Genomic DNA, 18794 nt, shown 5'->3' with positions numbered 1-18794 from the left:
GTGGTCATGATGAGCAAGCAACACACCGCACAAGCACCTGTTGAACCGATTGTATTGGGCAAGATGGGTTCTTCCTACGGTATCCGTGGTTGGCTCAGAGTGTTTTCCTCCACCGAAGACGCCGAAAGCATTTTTGACTATCAGCCCTGGTTTATCCAGAAGGCGGGTCAGTGGCAGGTTGTTGAGCTGGAAAGCTGGCGCCACCACAATCAGGATATCGTCATTAAGCTGAAAGGCATTGACGATCGCGATGCAGCGAATCTGTTGACTAATTGCGAAATTGTCGTGGATTCATCGCAGCTGCCTGCGCTTGAAGAGGGTGACTACTACTGGAAAGACCTGATGGGCTGCCAGGTAGTGACTACGGAAGGCTATAGCCTCGGCAAAGTCATCGACATGATGGAAACCGGGTCTAATGACGTTCTCGTCATCAAGGCAAACCTGAAAGATGCATTTGGTATCAAGGAGCGGCTGGTTCCGTTCCTCGATGGGCAGGTTATCAAGAAAGTCGATCTCGCTACTCGTACCATCGAAGTAGACTGGGATCCTGGTTTTTAAATTCTCCGAATAAACGGTAAAAAACGGCACTATGGGGATTGGCTTGTGTTTATAGGTATCGTTAGCCTGTTTCCTGAAATGTTCCGCGCAATTACCGATTACGGGGTAACTGGCCGGGCAGTAAAAAATGGCCTGCTGAGCATCCAGAGCTGGAGTCCTCGCGATTTCGCTCATGACCGGCACCGTACCGTGGACGATCGTCCTTACGGCGGCGGACCGGGGATGTTAATGATGGTGCAACCTTTACGGGATGCCATTCATGCAGCAAAAGCCGCGGCAGGTGAAGGCGCAAAGGTGATTTATCTTTCACCTCAGGGACGCAAGCTTGATCAAGCGGGCGTCAGCGAACTGGCAACAAATCAGAAGCTGATTTTGGTGTGCGGTCGCTATGAAGGCGTAGATGAGCGCGTAATTCAGACCGAGATTGATGAAGAATGGTCAATTGGCGATTACGTTCTCAGCGGTGGTGAGCTACCGGCAATGACGCTGATTGACTCCGTTTCCCGGTTTATTCCGGGGGTGCTGGGTCATGAAGCTTCAGCAATCGAAGATTCGTTTGCTGAAGGATTGCTGGATTGCCCGCACTATACGCGTCCTGAAGTGTTAGAAGGTATGGAAGTACCGCCGGTATTGCTGTCGGGAAACCATGCTGAGATACGTCGCTGGCGTCTGAAGCAGTCGCTGGGCCGTACCTGGCTTAGAAGACCTGAACTTTTGGAAAACCTGGCTCTGACTGAAGAGCAAGCAAGGTTGCTGGCAGAGTTCAAAAAGGAACTCGCGCAACAGCAACATAAACATGATGGGATGGCGTAAGCCCCCAATATCAGTTTACCCAGGATAAGAGATTAAATTATGAGCAACATTATTAAGCAACTTGAACAAGAACAGATGAAGCAGGACGTACCTTCCTTCCGTCCGGGTGATACCGTGGAAGTGAAAGTATGGGTTGTTGAAGGTTCCAAAAAACGTCTGCAGGCATTCGAGGGCGTGGTTATCGCTATTCGTAACCGCGGTCTGCACTCTGCATTCACTGTTCGCAAAATTTCCAACGGCGAAGGCGTTGAGCGTGTCTTCCAGACTCACTCTCCGGTAGTTGACAGCATTTCTGTCAAACGTCGTGGTGCTGTGCGTAAAGCTAAACTGTACTACCTGCGTGAGCGTACCGGTAAGTCTGCTCGTATCAAAGAGCGTCTTAACTAAGATTCGCTTTCGCGACATCCTGAATGAGAGGGCTGGCCTGATGGGCCGGCCCTTTTTTTATCTTTATTTTAACCATTCCATTGAGAATCATTTACAATACGCCCCTCATGGGGAGGGACGGTGGTCAGCAATATTTTTCATCATTCAGCATTACAACGGCGGGCCGTATGGCTGGCGCTGTTTGCGATCCTGCTGATCGTGGTGGCGCCGTTGATCTCCATCGCCCTGCAAAAAGATCCGATGAATGGCATGCACCACGCAATGATGGGGATGCCGGAAGGTATGCCATCACATCAGATGTCCGTGACGCATACCGATGCCTCGATGCCGGAACACGCGCACAGCGTGCCGCTCGATCATGCTGAAGCCTGTGGCTACTGCGTACTGTTAGCTCATGTTCCGGGCCTGATTTTCGCGCTGGTGCTGCTGCTCAGCCTGATGCTTCGACGCCAGCGAGCCCCGGTTTCCCGCCCGGAGAGGAAACGCTGGCATGACTTTACCTGGCTTTATCCCCACACCCGCGCGCCACCGCGTCCGTCTGCTTTCTCCCTTACATAAAAAATAATGTGCGCACTGCGCAACGTTCTCTTTTGCTTTAAAAAAAGGAAAAGTATGACTACCTGCACCTCGCGCGCGGCATGGCTGAACCTGCTGCGTCGTCTTCATTTCTATATCGGATTGTTTATCGGGCCGTTTATTTTTGTGGCGGCCCTGACCGGTACGCTATATGTCGCCACCCCTCAGCTGGAAAACTGGCTCTATCGTGATGCTCTGTACGGTACGTTGACTGGGGAAAAACAGCCGCTAAGCGCGCAAATTACCGTAGCGACGGAGGCCATTCAGGGAAACCTCCGCCTGCATGCGGTTCGGCCGGGGATAGTGGCTGGCGATACGACTCGAGTGATGTTTATTGACCCGAACCTTGGCGAATCGGAAACGCGGGCAATTTTTGTCGATCCGGTGACGCTACGGGTGACAGGCGATATGCCGGTTTACGGCACCAGCGGTATTTTGCCGCTGCGTCAGTGGATTGATTATGCCCATCGCTCTTTGCTGCTGGGTAACTTCGGCCGACTGTACAGCGAGCTGGCAGCCTCCTGGATGTGGGTTGCCGCTCTGGGTGGGATTGCGCTGTGGTCGATGACCCGGCCGCGTCGTCGCATAAATAACAGCGTGCAGAATAACCGCCGCCTGCACGTTTCTCTCGGCTGGGTGCTGCTGGTCGGTATGTTGTTATTCTCGGCGACCGGTTTAACCTGGTCGCAATGGGCCGGTAGTCACGTCGATAGGATGCGTGCCGCCTTTGGCTGGCTGACGCCGCAGGTGAATACCCGGCTGGAAAGTGCCGCTCCGGCCGCTCACGATCCGCATGCCGAACATCATGTGGGACATGGAGCAATGGGGGAGATGACGGCGCAGTTGCGCGTAGAGGATTTTGACCCGGTTCTGCTGGCTGCCCGCGCGGCGGGGCTGGATGCCGGCAAGCTGGAGATTCGACCTCCATCGGGTGCCGGGCGCGCGTGGACGGTAAATGAAATCGACAGAAGCTGGCCAACCCGGGTTGATGCTGTCGCGATCGATGGTGCAACGATGCAAATCGTGGACCGCACTCATTTTTCCGACTTTCCGCTCATGGCTAAGCTGACCCGCTGGGGCGTTGATTTCCATATGGGAATTTTGTTCGGTCTTGCTAACCAGCTACTGCTTATCGCGTTCGGAATCGCACTCTGCGTGATGATAGCGGTGGGGTACCGGCTGTGGTGGATCCGTCGCCCGGCGCGCGCGGCGTTTAACCCGGCCAATACGTTGATACAGGCGTGGTTTGGCTTAGCGTGGCCCGCTCGTTTGCTGACTGCCGTTGTTGCGGTGTTGTTGGGCCTGGCGCTGCCGCTCATGGGGAGCAGCCTCGCGCTATGTCTCGCCGTTGATTATCTGCGCTGGCGCTCAGCAACGGCGGTGATAGCGGCTAAATCAGTCGAATAGGTGTTTAAGGCGTGCTGATAACCACCGTGACGCGGCGGTTTTCAGCGCGCCCTTTCGCGGTATCGTTGCTGGCTATAGGATACTTTTTCCCGAGTCCGCGAGTGGTCAAGTTTGCGCGCGGAATATTCGCCCCTTCGGCCCAGGCATCCGCCACGCTGTTAGCTCTCTTAAGCGATAGCATTTCGTTGTAGCTGTCTTCGCCGTAATTATCAGTATGACCTTCAAGGCGACTATGGGTAATTCCGGTGCTCGCCAGACGTGAAGCCATTGTGCGAATTTGCTGTTTGCTTTCGGCACGCAGATGATAGTCGTTTTTATCAAACAGGATGGTATCAGATATTCCTAATAACCAGTCGCCGTTGGTTTCAGTAAAGCCATATGACTTCATTGCTGCAATTTGTTCTGCCGAGAATTTTCCTTGCGGAGCCTGGCAACCGCTAAGAAAAAGTGCGGCCAGTAAAGCAGGAGCAAAATATTTTCCGATCATGGTGATTCCTTTTATTTTTGCGTTTGCTGTAAGCGCTGGTGTTTCATCCGATACATATTTTGATCGGCAAGCTCTTGCAGATTTTCCGCAGAGGTATGTTCCCAGGTTAAAGCGTAACCAATGCTCAGTGAGAGGCTGGCGGTGTGGCCATTGTGTAGATTAAACGGCGGGATAAACTGTTCAGACAACGCGCTGCACAGTGCCCGAACTTCGGTTTCTGAATGAACATCCCGTAGCAGAACGGCAAATTCATCGCCGCCGAGACGCCACGCCTGATGCTGTTTACCGACAAAGGCCATCAGGCGGCTCGCGACCTCAATTAACACTTTATCGCCGGCTGCGTGGCCCCAGTTGTCGTTAATAAGCTTGAAGTTATCGCCATCAAGAAATAACAGCGCAGAATGACTTTGGGCGGTTTCATCCTTTATCAGATCATTAATGACATTCCGGAAAGCCGCTCTGTTAGCCAGCCCGGTTAGCGGGTCGTGTAATGAACTGCGCAGGAGCTGGGCGTTTTTAGCCTGAAGCTGCCGCTGCCAGTCCTCCATTTCACCCAGCAGGCTATTGAAGTCCTGGGCGAACAGGTGGAATTCTTCAATGCGCTCTTCGGGCACCCGGCGGGAGAAATGGCGATTTTCGCGGATGTCATGTACCACCTCGGTAATGCTCTGTAACGCTGCCACAATGCCGCGATGCAGCGAGTGGGTAAGGAGCAAGGCGATGCAGGAAGCCAGAAAAATGCTGCCGGTGAGCACAATAATAGAGATACCAAGAAAATAGCTTATCAATCTGTCCAGCGCGGTCAGACGGAGTTCACCGATAATTTTTCCCTGGTGCAGGATAGTTTGCACCGTGGGTTTCGGGAAGAGCCATTTGCTGATGACGTCGCTGATTTTATCCTGACTGACCAGACCATCGTTATGCCATGAGGCGAAGGGTCTTTGCCGGCCATCGACCAGAATTGCTTGAGAAAATTGCCCCTGTCTGCCCAGCGTGGCCAGCGTGTCTTCAGCCGCTGCGCTATCGCCAAAAACGAGCGCTGCTTCCAGGCTACGGCCCATGGTGGCGGCGGTAAGTTCCAGGTTTTTTTGGGCGTATTGCTTGAGTGTAAATATGGAAGCGGTGCAGAGTAACAGCCAGACCAGTGTCATAGAGATCACCACGCTTATCATGCTGATACGGCGCAGCGCTCTTTTAAATGTGGGGCGCGGGGCCTGAGAAAAATCCTTATTCATGTGATGTTTTCCGGGCAAGCATCAGCACCTCGGGATTAACCCGAACGCCGCTGTGCGTCAGTACATCCAGATTTACGGAAAATCTGACTCTCTCATTGTTGATGAGCAGGCAAAAAGCGCTGCCAATAGAGCAATCGGTGTTTTGTTCCGCAATAAGTAATAGGGGCCGGTTTCCATATTTGGCCGTAAATTCAGACTGTTGGGTCGGCGATTCACTGCCAAAATAAAAACCATCGCAGGTCGTCTGTAAGGCTTCTTGTGTATTACGAACAATCACGGGTTTATAAGGCAATATTTCCGGAGCGTCTTCGGCCAGGCTATGGATATATCGTGATGTTGAAAAAATACAGAGCCTTGGAGGACCGGATAATTGCGGCCAGCGAGTATAAGTCACGATCCCCGAAACGATTGTCCGAACATTTTCAGACGGTCCGGAGGCAACAGCAGAGATACCCACGAGTGATAGTACTAAAGTCAAAAAGAGACGGTGAAGAACAGTCATTACGGTTCCGTCAGATTGTCATAGCGTGGGGGATGCAGATTGCTGAAACCCGGGCGAAGAATAGCATTGTTGAGGAAAATCGTCATTAGCCAGCCTCGCTGCTTTGAGATAATTCTTACCAGGATTTTTCGTAAAAGAAATTCGAGGAAGCAGGGAAAAACTGGCGTTTAATGATGAGTTGTAAACAATTTTATACATATTGAATGAAATACAGCGCGATTTAATTTCTATGTGTAAAGTAAAATTTACGGAATATGGATTGAAATCTTTACTTTGTGTGGTATCGTTACGTCATCCTCGCTGAGGCAATAACTATCGCAAACGAGCTATACAGGATCGCAATCATGCAAAAAGACGCGCTGAACAACGTACACATTACCGACGAACAGGTTTTGATCACTCCGGATCAGTTGAAGGCTGAATTCCCTCTGAGCGTTGAGCAGGAGGCGCAGATCGCGCAGTCTCGCCAGACTATCTCCAACATCATCGCTGGCCGCGATCCGCGTCTGCTGGTGGTATGTGGCCCTTGTTCGATCCACGATCCTGAAACTGCCATTGAGTACGCTCGTCGTTTTAAAGCACTTGCCGAAGAGGTCAGCGATAGCCTCTATCTGGTCATGCGCGTCTATTTTGAAAAACCCCGCACCACCGTTGGCTGGAAAGGGCTGATTAACGATCCGCATATGGATGGTTCGTTTGATGTGGAAGGCGGCCTGAAGATTGCGCGCCGTCTGCTGGTTGAACTGGTCAATATGGGGCTACCGTTGGCGACGGAAGCGTTGGATCCAAACAGTCCTCAGTATCTCGGCGATCTGTTTAGCTGGTCTGCTATCGGTGCGCGTACGACCGAATCCCAGACTCACCGTGAGATGGCTTCTGGCCTGTCGATGCCGGTAGGGTTTAAAAACGGCACCGATGGCAGCCTTGCCACGGCAATTAACGCAATGCGCGCTGCCGCGATGCCGCACCGTTTCGTCGGCATCAACCAGGCCGGACAGGTGTGCCTGCTGCAAACGCAGGGCAACCCGAACGGTCACGTCATTCTGCGCGGCGGGAAAGCGCCAAACTACGGCCCGGAAGATGTTGCGAAGTGTGAAAAAGAGATGACTCAGGCGGGACTGAAGCCATCGCTGATGGTAGATTGCAGCCATGGGAATTCTAATAAAGATTACCGCCGTCAGCCTGCGGTTGCGGAATCCGTGGTCGCGCAGATTAAAGATGGTAACCGTTCCATTATTGGTCTGATGATTGAGAGCAATATTCACGAAGGTAACCAGTCCTCTGAGCAGCCGCGTTGCGATATGAAATACGGCGTCTCAGTGACCGATGCCTGCATTAGTTGGGAAACCACCGATGCACTGCTCCGCGAACTTGATAAGGATCTGCGAGGCCATCTGGCGGCTCGTCTGGCGTAAGAGGATGATATGGTTGCTGAACTGACCGCATTGCGCGATCAAATTGATGAAGTCGATAAGGCGCTGCTGGAACTGCTGGCTAAGCGCCTGGAGCTGGTAGCGGAAGTCGGAGAGGTTAAAAGCCAATACGGCCTGCCCATTTACGTTCCTGAACGTGAATCGGCGATGCTGGCGTCCCGGCGCGAGGAGGCTGCTGCGCTTGGGGTCCCACCGGATCTTATCGAAGATGTTTTGCGTCGCGTCATGCGGGAGTCTTATTCCAGCGAAAACGATAAAGGTTTTAAAACGCTTTATCCGAACCTGCGTCCGGTGGTGATTGTTGGCGGCGGCGGGCAAATGGGGCGTCTGTTTGAGAAAATGCTGACGCTTTCCGGATATCAGGTTCGTATCCTTGAAAAAGACGACTGGTCGCGGGCGGAAGAGATTGTCGCCGATGCCGGTATGGTTATCGTCAGCGTGCCGATTCATATCACGGCGGCAACGATTGCTCAGCTGCCACCGCTGCCGACGGACTGTATCCTGGTCGATTTGGCCTCGGTGAAAGCGGAACCGCTGCAGGCGATGCTGGCCGCGCACAAAGGTCCGGTATTGGGGTTACACCCCATGTTTGGGCCGGACAGCGGCAGCCTGGCGAAGCAGGTGGTGGTGTACTGCGATGGCCGTCAGCCCGAAGCGTATCAGTGGTTCCTGGAGCAAATTCAGGTCTGGGGCGCGCGGCTCCATCGTATCAGCGCCGTCGAACACGATCAGAATATGGCCTTTATTCAGGCGTTGCGCCACTTTGCGACCTTCGCTTACGGCCTGCACCTGGCCGAAGAGAATGTGCGTCTTGAGCAACTTCTGGCGCTGTCGTCGCCTATTTATCGTCTGGAACTGGCGATGGTTGGCCGGCTGTTTGCCCAGGATCCGCAGCTCTATGCTGACATTATTATGTCCTCGGAAAATAATCTGGCGCTGATTAAGCGATACTACCAGCGCTTCGGTGAAGCTATCGGCCTGCTGGAGCAGGGGGATAAACAGGCGTTCATCGATAGCTTCCGTAAGGTTGAGCACTGGTTCGGTGACTATGCCCAGCGCTTCCAGAGCGAAAGCCGGACGTTGCTGCGCCAGGCAAATGATAATCGGCAGTAAGTCGTCAAACACGTATACAATAAAGCCAGAGGGGTGACCCGCTGGCTTTTTTTATAGGGATGAAAACGATGGCTGAACCACAACCGCTGTTTGATTACACCGGGCATTTACCGGAATGTCCGACCTGGAGCGAAGCCGAACAGGCATTGTACTGGGCCGATATTATGGAATGCGAGATTCATCGCTACGACGTGCAGACGGGTGAACATCAGGTTCTGCAATTTCCCGAGGAGCCCGGCTGTTTTGCCCTGCGCGAGAAGGGCGGTTTTATCGTCGCTTTACGCAGCGGTATCTGGCTCACTGATGCGCATGGTCTTCTACAGCGCAAAGTCTGCGATAACCCCAGCAACCCGCAATTAGCGCGCTTTAATGATGGTGGAACCGATCGCGATGGCCGCTTTTATGCCGGGACTTTTTGGGGGCCGGGAGATTTCAACGGCGCGCTCTTAGTGCGCATCAATAACGATCTCTCCCCGCAGGTTATCCAGTGTGATATTCACGGCGCTAACGGTCTGGCGTTTAGCGAAGACAAACGTTGGATGTATACCTCGGATACGCCAAATGCCGTTATCTATCGAACACCTCTCGATGAGCGGGGCGAGGCGGGTAAACGTGAGGTCTTCCTGCGCTTTCAGCCGGGAGAGGGGATTCCAGACGGCGCGGCCATTGATGCTGAAGGTTGCTACTGGAGCGCGATGTTTGACGGCTGGCGTATTGCGCGTTTCTCGCCGACGGGCGAGCAGCTGGAGGAGCATCGTCTACCGGTGCGTTGCCCGACGATGGTCTGTTTTGGCGGAGCGGATATGAAGACGCTCTACATTACCACCACGCGGGAGAATATGGATGCCAACGAAGTGGCGAAATATCCGCTTTCCGGCGCGATCTTCACCCTGCCAGTCGCCGTGGCAGGGATGAAGAAATTGCCGTTTATCGAACGTTAAACCGGGTCGACCGGTACCACGTTTTCGCTGGCATAGCAGCCCAGCACTTTCATTGAACGCGTTATCTCGGCCAGCTCTTTTAATGCCTTGCGCATTGGCAGTGATTCCAGGTTGGCCTGGATATCCAGATAAAACATCTCTTCCCACGGATTACCGTGAATGGGGCGTGATTCCAGCTTGGTCATGATCAGATTATGGTTTCGCAGCACCAGCAGTGCTTCAACCAGGGCCCCGGCTTGCTGGCCGGTGGCCATCAACAGCGTGGTTTTCGCGGGGACCTGATCGGAGACTTCCACCGCTTTACGCGCCAGAACCAGGAAGCGGGTGATGTTTTGCGTCTGGTTCGCCTGACAATGTTCCAGGACCTGTAAACCATGCAGCGCTCCGCCTGCTTCACTGCCCAGGGCGGCAACGGTCGGCGATTTAGCCTGAGCGACTTTTTCCATCGCTGAGGAGGTGCTGTCGGTATATTCAATGTTCCAGTGCGGATAGCGGCTCAGATACTGGCTGCACTGCTGAAACGGCTGCGGATGGCTGTAGACCGTCGTAATCTGTTGCGCATCGGTGGACGTTGAGACCAGCACGCAGTGATCGATAGGCAGCGTCAGCTCGCCCACGATGGATAAGCTGGTGTGCTGCAGAAGATCGTAAACATCATTGATGCCGCCGGAACTGGTATTTTCGATAGGAACGACGGCATAGTCAGCCTGGCCGGTCTCCACTTGCTCAAAGATATCGGCGAACTTCGCGCAGCCGCTTTCGATAAACTGTTCAAAGTGGCGGGCGGCGTACTGACGAGCCGCAAGGTGCGAATATGAACCTTTAGGTCCGAGGAATGCCACCCGCGCGGAGTGCGGATTAATTTTATTCAGGTGCTGTTGCAGCAGCGTTTGTTGGGTAAGGACCGAGTCTTCAATGATCAGCTGGAACAGGCGCGTGATGTAATGGGCATCAAGATGGTGTTTTTTCCCCAGCGTCATCAGGCGTTCCAGCAGGTCCCGCTCGCGGTCGATATCCCGCACCGGCCGGTGCGATGCCAGCTTGGCTTTGCCGACCTCGACGGCCAGGCCGCGGCGCTCAGCCAGCAGCGCAAGCAGTTTCTCATCCAGAGCGCTGATCTTATCGCGTAGGGCCAGTAATGGGTTTTCCTCGGTCATATGTGTTGCCTTTCTTGTTATTGATTATCAATAAAAAAGGCCTCCCGTTTGGGAGGCCTTGTTGTTCGTCTTCGCATTCTTTATCACACGACGAATTGCCTCCCATTCAGGGGAAGGTAAAAAAGAATGCGAAGAAAAACGGGATCAGTTTCACGATGAATTCCTTGAGTTAGTGGGGATTACAGTACCTGTACTGTTTTCACTCTGTCAATAAAAAACGCGCCCGAAGGCGCGTGGCATGACACAAGCTTAAGTTAAGGATTACTCTTCTTCTTCCACAAAGCCTGCCTCTTTCACCGACGTTGCGGCGCGGCGGGCTTCCCCTTTGTGTTGCACTTTATTGAGCTGCCGTTCCAGCTTGTTGATCAATTCGTTAATTGCGGCATACATGTCTTCGTGCCGTGCGCTGGCGACCAGGTGCCCGTTTGGCGTATTGATGGTTGCGTCAGCGACAAAACCCTGCGGCTCCTTAGAGAGGATGATGTGCGGGTTAATTAAGTGGGTTTGCCATTTATCCAGTTTGGCGAGACGGTCTGCGACGTGCTGGCGGATTGCCGGAGTAATTTCCATTTGTTTACTGGTAATGTTCATTGTCATAAATTTTACCTCTTGTCTTTCCCGTCTTGGTAAACTCAGCATACCTCGCCCAATGTCAAAATGCGTGATTTAAATCACATTTTATTGTCACTTTTTGTCAACAAATCTGTTTTGTGAGACAGGACAGGAACAGGTGAGATTTTACTTGTGGAATGGAAGAAAGAGAGCCATATTTGATGAGTTAACTCGGCGCTAAACCGCTTCAGCTTAACAATTTAACGAATAAAAAAACGGCAGCCACTCGGCTGCCGTTTTGCTTATCTAAGGGCTATCAGGTGTTCTTGCTGTTAGCCGCGATGATTTTCGCAACCTTGTCAGCCTGCGCGTTCATCTGCATCTGACGGTAGGCGTTTTCCATTTTCGGAAGCGCGTCGCGGGTGGCCTGCGTATCCGGATAGTTACGCAGCATGCCGTCTACGCGGTTAACGACCGCAACCCATGCGCCACGATCGGTATAGTAATCCACGACCGACAGCTCGTACTTCGCCAGACGATCTTTCAGGAACACCATACGCTTGTAGGCGTCAGTAGCGTACTGGCTGTTAGGATAGCCACGAACCAGTTTGGAGAAGTCGTTAAAGGCATCGCGCGCGTGTTGTGGATCGCGGTCAGAACGATCGACACCGAAGAAGCCCTGCAGCGCACTGTCATCCAACGCCATATTTGTCAGACCACGCATATAAATGACGTAATCAATGTTAGGATGGGTAGGGTTCAGGCGCACAAAGCGATCGATAGCTGCCTGAGCCAACGGCAGATCGGCGTTTTTGTAGTACGCATAAATCAGATCCAACTGTACCTGTTGGGAATAAGGTCCAAAGGGATAACGGTTATCCAACGCTTCCAGTTGCGTTATTGCCTGTTTCCAGTTACCGTCCTGCAGCTTTTGCTGAGCGGTCGCGTAGATCTCATTCGGCGGATTATCGGGCACCTCCTCCTTTGAGCCAGAGCAACCCACCAAAGCCAGGCTCAGTGTGGCTGCTGCCACCAGGTATTTCATGCGCGTCATGACGTTTTGACTTCCTCAAAATGTTTATGCGGGAGAATCTCTGTTCCTGCTCCCGATTAAGACCAGCTACAATAGCACACTATATTAAACGGCAAAGCCGTAAAACCCAACGTTAAAACGAAGAAGCTGTATATGGCACAACGAGTACAACTCAACGCAACGGTGTCCGAAAATCAACTCGGACAACGCTTAGATCAGGCTTTGGCCGAATTGTTCCCGGATTATTCGCGTTCGCGCATAAAAGAATGGATCCTTGACCAGAGAGTGCTGGTAAACGGCAGCGTCAGCGACAAGCCGAAAGAGAAAGTGCTGGGGGGAGAAACGATTGCTATCGATGTTGAAATCGAAGAAGAAGTCCGTTTCCAACCACAGGATATTCCGCTCAATATCGTTTATGAAGATGATGACATCCTCGTAATTAATAAACCGCGCGATTTAGTTGTGCACCCTGGCGCGGGCAACCCTGACGGTACTGTGCTGAATGCGCTGTTGCACTACTATCCGGCCATTGCTGACGTGCCGCGTGCGGGGATCGTGCACCGTCTTGATAAAGACACCACCGGCTTGATGGTGGTCGCGAAGACCATTCCGGCGCAAACCCGCCTGGTGGAATCCCTGCAGCTGCGCGAAATCACCCGCGAGTATGAAGCGGTGGCGATTGGTCACATGACCGCTGGCGGAACGGTGGAAGAACCGATTAGCCGCCACCCGACCAAGCGTACGCATATGGCGGTACATCCCATGGGAAAACCGGCGGTGACGCACTATCGGATCATGGAGCATTTTCGCATTCATACTCGTCTGCGTTTGCGCCTGGAGACTGGCCGTACGCATCAGATTCGCGTACACATGGCGCACATCACTCACCCGCTGGTGGGCGATCAGGTCTATGGCGGGCGCCCGCGTCCGCCTAAAGGCGCATCGGAAGAGTTCATCACCGCTCTGCGTAAGTTCGATCGCCAGGCCCTGCATGCCACCATGCTGCGTTTATACCATCCGATCAGCGGCATTGAGATGGAATGGCATGCGCCAATTCCACAGGATATGGTTGATTTGATTGATGCCATGCGCGCTGATTTTGAAACCCATAAAGACGATATTGACTGGCTATGACTAAACTGATTGTACCGCAATGGCCAATGCCGGAAGGCGTGGCAGCCTGTAGTTCCACGCGCGCTGGTGGGGTGAGTTTGTCGCCATACGATTCACTTAACCTCGGAGCCCATTGCGGAGACAATCTGCAGCACGTAGAAGAGAACCGTCGGCGTATGTTCGCCGCTGGCGGTCTTCCGTCATACCCGGTGTGGCTGGAGCAGGTTCACGGTACGGCAGTGTTAAAGCTCGACGGCGGGCCGTACGAGTCAAAGCGTGCTGATGCTTCATACTGCAATGTGCCGGGTACGGTATGCGCGGTGATGACCGCTGATTGCCTGCCGGTGCTTTTTTGCAACCGCGCGGGAACGGAAGTCGCGGCTGCTCATGCCGGCTGGCGGGGCCTTTGTGAAGGCGTGCTGGAAGAAACCGTAGCCTGTTTTGCCGATAAACCGGAAAACATCATGGCCTGGCTTGGTCCTGCCATTGGGCCGGACGCGTTTGAGGTTGGTCCGGAGGTGCGTGAGGCCTTTATGGCAAAAGATGCTCAGGCGGAGCGCGCATTTCGTCCTGCAGGTGAAAAGTATTTTGCTGATATCTATCAGCTTGCGCGTCAGCGGCTGGCGAGCGTTGGCGTTGAGCAGATTTTTGGCGGTGACCGCTGTACCCTCAGCGAAAAAGATGATTTTTTCTCTTATCGTCGCGACAAGACGACGGGTCGTATGGCAAGTTTCATCTGGCTGATATAACCTCCCGAACTAAGACGATCCAGAAGGCAAACTTATTTTTGCATAGTTCAGGTCTTTAACCTTGAATAATTGAGGGATGACCTCATTTAATCTCCAGTAGCAAATTTGACCTGTTATGGGAGGAGTTATGCGTCTGGATCGTCTTACCAATAAATTCCAGCTTGCTCTTGCCGATGCCCAGTCCCTTGCACTCGGGCACGACAACCAATTCATCGAACCTCTTCATCTTATGAGCGCCTTGCTGAATCAGGAAGGGGGATCGATACGTCCTTTATTAACTTCGGCGGGCATCAATGCCGGAGAGTTGCGCACCAATATTGAACAGGCGTTGAGCCGATTGCCGCAGGTGGAAGGTACCGGCGGCGATGTTCAACCGTCCCAGGATTTAGTGCGTATTCTGAACCTTTGCGACAAGCTGGCGCAAAAGAGAAAGGACAACTTTATTTCGTCAGAGCTGTTCGTTCTGGCAGCGCTTGAATCACGCGGCACGCTGACCGACCTTTTAAAATCCGTCGGGGCCACAACCGCCAACGTGAGTCAGGCGATCGAACAAATGCGCGGAGGTGAAAGCGTGAACGATCAGGGAGCCGAAGACCAACGTCAGGCCTTGAAAAAATTTACCGTCGATCTGACCGAACGTGCTGAGCAGGGCAAGCTTGACCCGGTGATTGGCCGCGATGAAGAAATTCGTCGTACGATTCAGGTTCTGCAGCGCCGTACCAAAAACAACCCGGTGCTGATTGGTGAACCCGGTGTAGGTAAAACGGCCATTGTTGAAGGGCTGGCGCAGCGGATCGTCAACGGTGAAGTGCCGGAAGGGCTGAAGGGGCGCCGGGTGCTGGCGCTCGATATGGGCGCGCTGGTGGCGGGTGCCAAATACCGCGGTGAGTTTGAAGAGCGCTTAAAAGGCGTTCTGAATGACCTCGCCAAGCAGGAAGGCAACGTCATCCTGTTTATCGATGAGCTGCACACCATGGTGGGTGCGGGTAAAGCGGATGGCGCAATGGACGCCGGTAACATGCTGAAACCGGCGCTGGCGCGCGGTGAGCTGCACTGCGTGGGCGCTACGACGCTGGATGAATATCGTCAGTACATTGAGAAAGACGCCGCGCTGGAACGTCGTTTCCAGAAAGTATTCGTGGCGGAGCCGACCGTTGAAGATACCATTGCGATTTTGCGTGGTCTGAAAGAACGTTATGAACTGCACCACCACGTGCAGATCACCGACCCGGCGATTGTTGCGGCAGCCACGCTGTCTCATCGCTATATCGCCGACCGACAGCTGCCGGATAAAGCTATCGACCTGATCGATGAAGCTGCATCCAGCATTCGGATGCAGATTGACTCAAAACCGGAAGAGCTGGACAGACTCGACCGTCGCATCATTCAGCTCAAGCTGGAACAGCAGGCGCTGAAGAAAGAGTCTGATGAAGCCAGCATTAAGCGGCTGGATATGCTGAATGAGGAACTGGCCGATAAAGAACGTCAATATTCAGTCTTAGAAGAAGAGTGGAAGGCTGAAAAAGCATCGCTCTCCGGAACCCAGACGATTAAGGCTGAGCTGGAACAGGCGAAAATCGCTATTGAGCAGGCGCGTCGCGTCGGCGATCTGGCGCGGATGTCCGAGCTGCAGTATGGCAAAATCCCGGAGCTGGAAAAACAGCTGGCGGCGGCAACGCAATCCGAAGGCAAGACGATGCGTCTGTTGCGTAATAAAGTTACGGATGCGGAAATCGCGGAAGTGCTGGCTCGCTGGACGGGTATCCCGGTGGCCAGAATGCTGGAAGGCGAGCGTGAGAAGCTGCTGCGTATGGAGCAGGAGCTGCATAGTCGCGTCATTGGTCAGAACGAAGCGGTCGAAGCGGTATCGAATGCGATCCGCCGTAGCCGTGCCGGATTATCCGATCCTAATCGTCCAATTGGCTCGTTCCTGTTCCTGGGCCCTACCGGTGTAGGTAAAACAGAACTCTGTAAAGCGCTGGCCAACTTTATGTTTGATAGCGACGATGCGATGGTACGTATCGACATGTCAGAGTTTATGGAGAAACACTCCGTTTCACGTCTGGTTGGGGCGCCTCCGGGATACGTCGGTTATGAAGAAGGCGGCTATCTCACTGAAGCGGTCCGCCGTCGTCCTTATTCCGTCATCCTGCTGGATGAAGTGGAAAAAGCGCATCCGGATGTCTTTAACATTCTGCTGCAGGTACTGGACGATGGACGTTTGACTGACGGGCAGGGGAGAACGGTCGACTTCCGCAATACGGTCGTCATCATGACCTCTAACCTCGGTTCGGATCTCATTCAGGAACGTTTTGGTGCCCTGGACTATAGCCACATGAAAGAGCTGGTTCTGGGCGTGGTTAGCCAAAGCTTCCGGCCGGAGTTTATCAACCGTATTGATGAAGTGGTGGTATTCCACCCGTTAGGTGAAAAACACATTGCTTCTATTGCGCAGATTCAGCTGCAGCGGTTGTATAAACGACTTGAGGAACGCGGCTATGAAGTTCACCTCTCTGATGAGGCACTGAAGCTGCTGAGCGAAAACGGTTACGATCCGGTTTATGGCGCACGTCCTCTGAAACGTGCTATCCAGCAGCAGATCGAAAACCCGTTGGCGCAGCAGATTCTCTCTGGTGAGCTAATACCGGGTAAAGAAGTGCAGCTGGTTGTGAAAAACGACCGGATAGTGGCAGTGCAGTAAATCACAAAACAGCAAAAACGGGCCCGCCGGGCTCGTTTTTGTTTAAAAACCAGGCGATAATGTATTCTCAGCTGCAGCTTTGGTTGAAAAATAAGCGGGTGGAGTTTTTTTTTGAAATTCCTCTTGCCACTTCAGAATTACTCCCTATAATGCGCCTCCACTGACACGGAACAACGGCTTACAGCCCGCCGGGTCAGCGGTATTCAGCGATGAATGCCGGCAGAGAAAAGCAAAAATAAGCGCTTGACTCTGAATGAGGAAAACGTATTATACGGGACCTCGCAACGGTGAGCGAAAGCCGCGTTGCACTGCTCTTTAACAATTTATCAGACAATCTGTGTGGGCACTCAAAGTGACATGGATTCTTAACGTCCTCGGACGAAAATGAACACCAAGTCTCAAAGAGTGAACACGTAATTCATTACGAAGTTTAATTCTACGAGCATCAAACTTAAATTGAAGAGTTTGATCATGGCTCAGATTGAACGCTGGCGGCAGGCCTAACACATGCAAGTCGAACGGTAGCACAGAGAGCTTGCTCTCGGGTGACGAGTGGCGGACGGGTGAGTAATGTCTGGGAAACTGCCTGATGGAGGGGGATAACTACTGGAAACGGTAGCTAATACCGCATAACGTCGCAAGACCAAAGAGGGGGACCTTCGGGCCTCTTGCCATCAGATGTGCCCAGATGGGATTAGCTAGTAGGTGGGGTAACGGCTCACCTAGGCGACGATCCCTAGCTGGTCTGAGAGGATGACCAGCCACACTGGAACTGAGACACGGTCCAGACTCCTACGGGAGGCAGCAGTGGGGAATATTGCACAATGGGCGCAAGCCTGATGCAGCCATGCCGCGTGTATGAAGAAGGCCTTCGGGTTGTAAAGTACTTTCAGCGGGGAGGAAGGCGATAAGGTTAATAACCTTGTCGATTGACGTTACCCGCAGAAGAAGCACCGGCTAACTCCGTGCCAGCAGCCGCGGTAATACGGAGGGTGCAAGCGTTAATCGGAATTACTGGGCGTAAAGCGCACGCAGGCGGTCTGTCAAGTCGGATGTGAAATCCCCGGGCTCAACCTGGGAACTGCATTCGAAACTGGCAGGCTGGAGTCTTGTAGAGGGGGGTAGAATTCCAGGTGTAGCGGTGAAATGCGTAGAGATCTGGAGGAATACCGGTGGCGAAGGCGGCCCCCTGGACAAAGACTGACGCTCAGGTGCGAAAGCGTGGGGAGCAAACAGGATTAGATACCCTGGTAGTCCACGCTGTAAACGATGTCGACTTGGAGGTTGTTCCCTTGAGGAGTGGCTTCCGGAGCTAACGCGTTAAGTCGACCGCCTGGGGAGTACGGCCGCAAGGTTAAAACTCAAATGAATTGACGGGGGCCCGCACAAGCGGTGGAGCATGTGGTTTAATTCGATGCAACGCGAAGAACCTTACCTACTCTTGACATCCAGAGAACTTAGCAGAGATGCTTTGGTGCCTTCGGGAACTCTGAGACAGGTGCTGCATGGCTGTCGTCAGCTCGTGTTGTGAAATGTTGGGTTAAGTCCCGCAACGAGCGCAACCCTTATCCTTTGTTGCCAGCGATTCGGTCGGGAACTCAAAGGAGACTGCCAGTGATAAACTGGAGGAAGGTGGGGATGACGTCAAGTCATCATGGCCCTTACGAGTAGGGCTACACACGTGCTACAATGGCATATACAAAGAGAAGCGACCTCGCGAGAGCAAGCGGACCTCATAAAGTATGTCGTAGTCCGGATTGGAGTCTGCAACTCGACTCCATGAAGTCGGAATCGCTAGTAATCGTGGATCAGAATGCCACGGTGAATACGTTCCCGGGCCTTGTACACACCGCCCGTCACACCATGGGAGTGGGTTGCAAAAGAAGTAGGTAGCTTAACCTTCGGGAGGGCGCTTACCACTTTGTGATTCATGACTGGGGTGAAGTCGTAACAAGGTAACCGTAGGGGAACCTGCGGTTGGATCACCTCCTTACCTTAAAGAACCTGCCTTTGTAGTGCTCACACAGATTGTCTGAT

General features: G+C 53.1%; 18 protein-coding genes, 1 rRNA gene and 1 other annotated feature. Of the genes, 12 read left to right on the top strand and 7 right to left on the bottom strand.

Annotation, left to right across the window (positions count from 1 at the left end):
- Window positions 1-9: 9 nt before the first annotated feature.
- The 5 genes from rimM (at window position 10) to F8562_RS04070 (ending at window position 3741) form a co-directional block, all read left to right on the top strand.
- Complete coding sequence (rimM, locus tag F8562_RS04090) at window positions 10-558, top strand: ribosome maturation factor RimM (RefSeq protein ID WP_014226441.1); 549 nt, start codon at window positions 10-12, stop codon at window positions 556-558.
- Window positions 559-603: 45 nt separating this feature from the next.
- Complete coding sequence (gene trmD / locus F8562_RS04085; RefSeq protein ID WP_004104636.1) at window positions 604-1371, top strand: tRNA (guanosine(37)-N1)-methyltransferase TrmD; 768 nt, start codon at window positions 604-606, stop codon at window positions 1369-1371.
- Window positions 1372-1410: 39 nt separating this feature from the next.
- The gene (gene rplS, locus F8562_RS04080) at window positions 1411-1758 is read left to right on the top strand and encodes a 50S ribosomal protein L19 (RefSeq protein ID WP_004104634.1); all 348 of its coding nucleotides are present in this window, start codon (window positions 1411-1413) and stop codon (window positions 1756-1758) included.
- 120 nt (window positions 1759-1878) lie between these two features.
- A complete protein-coding gene (locus tag F8562_RS04075) occupies window positions 1879-2316 on the top strand; it encodes a DUF2946 domain-containing protein (RefSeq protein WP_014839240.1) in 438 nt (145 codons plus the stop codon).
- 54 nt (window positions 2317-2370) lie between these two features.
- Window positions 2371-3741, top strand: a complete 1371-nt coding sequence (locus F8562_RS04070) for a PepSY-associated TM helix domain-containing protein (protein WP_014839239.1) — start codon at window positions 2371-2373, stop codon at window positions 3739-3741.
- 4 nt (window positions 3742-3745) lie between these two features.
- Here F8562_RS04070 and F8562_RS04065 read toward each other — a convergent pair whose 3' ends face one another.
- The 3 genes from F8562_RS04065 to F8562_RS04055 are packed head-to-tail and all read right to left on the bottom strand — an operon-like array spanning window position 3746 to window position 5965.
- Window positions 3746-4228, bottom strand: a complete 483-nt coding sequence (locus F8562_RS04065; RefSeq protein ID WP_014226437.1) for an OmpA family protein — start codon at window positions 4226-4228, stop codon at window positions 3746-3748.
- A gap of 11 nt (window positions 4229-4239) precedes the next feature.
- Entirely contained in the window at window positions 4240-5463 is a 1224-nt protein-coding gene (gene dgcN, locus F8562_RS04060) for a diguanylate cyclase DgcN (RefSeq protein ID WP_094909252.1), read from the bottom strand.
- Window positions 5456-5965, bottom strand: a complete 510-nt coding sequence (locus F8562_RS04055) for a YfiR family protein (RefSeq protein WP_004853313.1) — start codon at window positions 5963-5965, stop codon at window positions 5456-5458. The genes dgcN and F8562_RS04055 overlap by 8 nt, the downstream gene beginning before the upstream one ends.
- 344 nt (window positions 5966-6309) lie before the next feature.
- Between F8562_RS04055 and aroF the strand changes: the two genes are divergently transcribed.
- The 3 genes from aroF (at window position 6310) to F8562_RS04040 (ending at window position 9452) form a co-directional block, all read left to right on the top strand.
- Window positions 6310-7380, top strand: coding sequence for a 3-deoxy-7-phosphoheptulonate synthase AroF (aroF, locus tag F8562_RS04050; protein ID WP_014226435.1), 1071 nt, complete (start codon window positions 6310-6312; stop codon window positions 7378-7380).
- Between the two features lie 9 nt (window positions 7381-7389).
- Window positions 7390-8511, top strand: a complete 1122-nt coding sequence (gene tyrA / locus F8562_RS04045; protein ID WP_014839237.1) for a bifunctional chorismate mutase/prephenate dehydrogenase — start codon at window positions 7390-7392, stop codon at window positions 8509-8511.
- 68 nt (window positions 8512-8579) lie between these two features.
- Window positions 8580-9452: an SMP-30/gluconolactonase/LRE family protein gene (locus F8562_RS04040; protein ID WP_014839236.1), complete on the top strand. Its 873-nt coding sequence runs from the start codon at window positions 8580-8582 to the stop codon at window positions 9450-9452.
- On the opposite strand, the gene pheA is transcribed toward F8562_RS04040, so the two are convergent.
- From pheA to bamD, 4 genes are all read right to left on the bottom strand, one after another.
- Window positions 9449-10609, bottom strand: coding sequence for a bifunctional chorismate mutase/prephenate dehydratase (pheA, locus tag F8562_RS04035; RefSeq protein ID WP_004853306.1), 1161 nt, complete (start codon window positions 10607-10609; stop codon window positions 9449-9451). The genes F8562_RS04040 and pheA overlap by 4 nt on opposite strands.
- Window positions 10610-10639: 30 nt before the next feature.
- Window positions 10640-10764, bottom strand: a sequence feature (Phe leader region).
- Complete coding sequence (pheL, locus tag F8562_RS04030; protein ID WP_101706155.1) at window positions 10716-10763, bottom strand: pheA operon leader peptide PheL; 48 nt, start codon at window positions 10761-10763, stop codon at window positions 10716-10718. It overlaps the preceding feature by 48 nt.
- Before the next feature lie 106 nt (window positions 10765-10870).
- A complete protein-coding gene (gene raiA, locus F8562_RS04025; RefSeq protein ID WP_004104616.1) occupies window positions 10871-11206 on the bottom strand; it encodes a ribosome-associated translation inhibitor RaiA in 336 nt (111 codons plus the stop codon).
- A gap of 271 nt (window positions 11207-11477) precedes the next feature.
- Window positions 11478-12215, bottom strand: coding sequence for an outer membrane protein assembly factor BamD (gene bamD / locus F8562_RS04020; RefSeq protein WP_004853303.1), 738 nt, complete (start codon window positions 12213-12215; stop codon window positions 11478-11480).
- A gap of 132 nt (window positions 12216-12347) precedes the next feature.
- Between bamD and rluD the strand changes: the two genes are divergently transcribed.
- The 4 genes from rluD to F8562_RS04000 all read left to right on the top strand — a co-directional run bounded on the left by rluD (window position 12348) and on the right by F8562_RS04000 (window position 18750).
- Window positions 12348-13328 carry a 23S rRNA pseudouridine(1911/1915/1917) synthase RluD gene (rluD, locus tag F8562_RS04015; RefSeq protein ID WP_004853302.1) on the top strand — a complete coding sequence of 327 codons (981 nt, stop codon included), beginning with the start codon at window positions 12348-12350 and terminating at the stop codon, window positions 13326-13328.
- Complete coding sequence (gene yfiH / locus F8562_RS04010) at window positions 13325-14056, top strand: purine nucleoside phosphorylase YfiH (protein WP_042934144.1); 732 nt, start codon at window positions 13325-13327, stop codon at window positions 14054-14056. Before rluD ends, yfiH begins: the two co-directional genes overlap by 4 nt.
- 127 nt (window positions 14057-14183) lie before the next feature.
- A complete protein-coding gene (clpB, locus tag F8562_RS04005; protein ID WP_094909251.1) occupies window positions 14184-16757 on the top strand; it encodes an ATP-dependent chaperone ClpB in 2574 nt (857 codons plus the stop codon).
- 453 nt (window positions 16758-17210) lie between these two features.
- Window positions 17211-18750: ribosomal RNA gene (locus F8562_RS04000) — 16S ribosomal RNA — on the top strand.
- Window positions 18751-18794: the final 44 nt, after the last annotated feature.

Origin of the sequence: Klebsiella sp. RCJ4 (genome assembly GCF_009025755.1) — a bacterium.
In the GTDB taxonomy this organism is placed as follows: Bacteria; Pseudomonadota; Gammaproteobacteria; order Enterobacterales; family Enterobacteriaceae; genus Klebsiella; species Klebsiella michiganensis.
Note: the sequence above shows the minus strand (reverse complement) of the source record. Positions and strands in the feature narration are given on the sequence as shown.

What these genes read in the sequence shown, in the direction of transcription:
- rimM (WP_014226441.1), top strand. Translation starts at nt 10, where the DNA reads ATGAGCAAGCAACACACCGCACAAGCACCTGTTGAACCGATTGTATTG.
- rplS (WP_004104634.1), top strand. Translation starts at nt 1,411, where the DNA reads ATGAGCAACATTATTAAGCAACTTGAACAAGAACAGATGAAGCAGGAC.
- F8562_RS04070 (WP_014839239.1), top strand. Translation starts at nt 2,371, where the DNA reads ATGACTACCTGCACCTCGCGCGCGGCATGGCTGAACCTGCTGCGTCGT.
- F8562_RS04065 (WP_014226437.1), bottom strand. Translation starts at nt 4,228, where the DNA reads ATGATCGGAAAATATTTTGCTCCTGCTTTACTGGCCGCACTTTTTCTT.
- dgcN (WP_094909252.1), bottom strand. Translation starts at nt 5,463, where the DNA reads ATGAATAAGGATTTTTCTCAGGCCCCGCGCCCCACATTTAAAAGAGCG.
- F8562_RS04055 (WP_004853313.1), bottom strand. Translation starts at nt 5,965, where the DNA reads ATGACTGTTCTTCACCGTCTCTTTTTGACTTTAGTACTATCACTCGTG.
- aroF (WP_014226435.1), top strand. Translation starts at nt 6,310, where the DNA reads ATGCAAAAAGACGCGCTGAACAACGTACACATTACCGACGAACAGGTT.
- tyrA (WP_014839237.1), top strand. Translation starts at nt 7,390, where the DNA reads ATGGTTGCTGAACTGACCGCATTGCGCGATCAAATTGATGAAGTCGAT.
- F8562_RS04040 (WP_014839236.1), top strand. Translation starts at nt 8,580, where the DNA reads ATGGCTGAACCACAACCGCTGTTTGATTACACCGGGCATTTACCGGAA.
- pheA (WP_004853306.1), bottom strand. Translation starts at nt 10,609, where the DNA reads ATGACCGAGGAAAACCCATTACTGGCCCTACGCGATAAGATCAGCGCT.
- raiA (WP_004104616.1), bottom strand. Translation starts at nt 11,206, where the DNA reads ATGACAATGAACATTACCAGTAAACAAATGGAAATTACTCCGGCAATC.
- bamD (WP_004853303.1), bottom strand. Translation starts at nt 12,215, where the DNA reads ATGACGCGCATGAAATACCTGGTGGCAGCAGCCACACTGAGCCTGGCT.
- rluD (WP_004853302.1), top strand. Translation starts at nt 12,348, where the DNA reads ATGGCACAACGAGTACAACTCAACGCAACGGTGTCCGAAAATCAACTC.
- yfiH (WP_042934144.1), top strand. Translation starts at nt 13,325, where the DNA reads ATGACTAAACTGATTGTACCGCAATGGCCAATGCCGGAAGGCGTGGCA.
- clpB (WP_094909251.1), top strand. Translation starts at nt 14,184, where the DNA reads ATGCGTCTGGATCGTCTTACCAATAAATTCCAGCTTGCTCTTGCCGAT.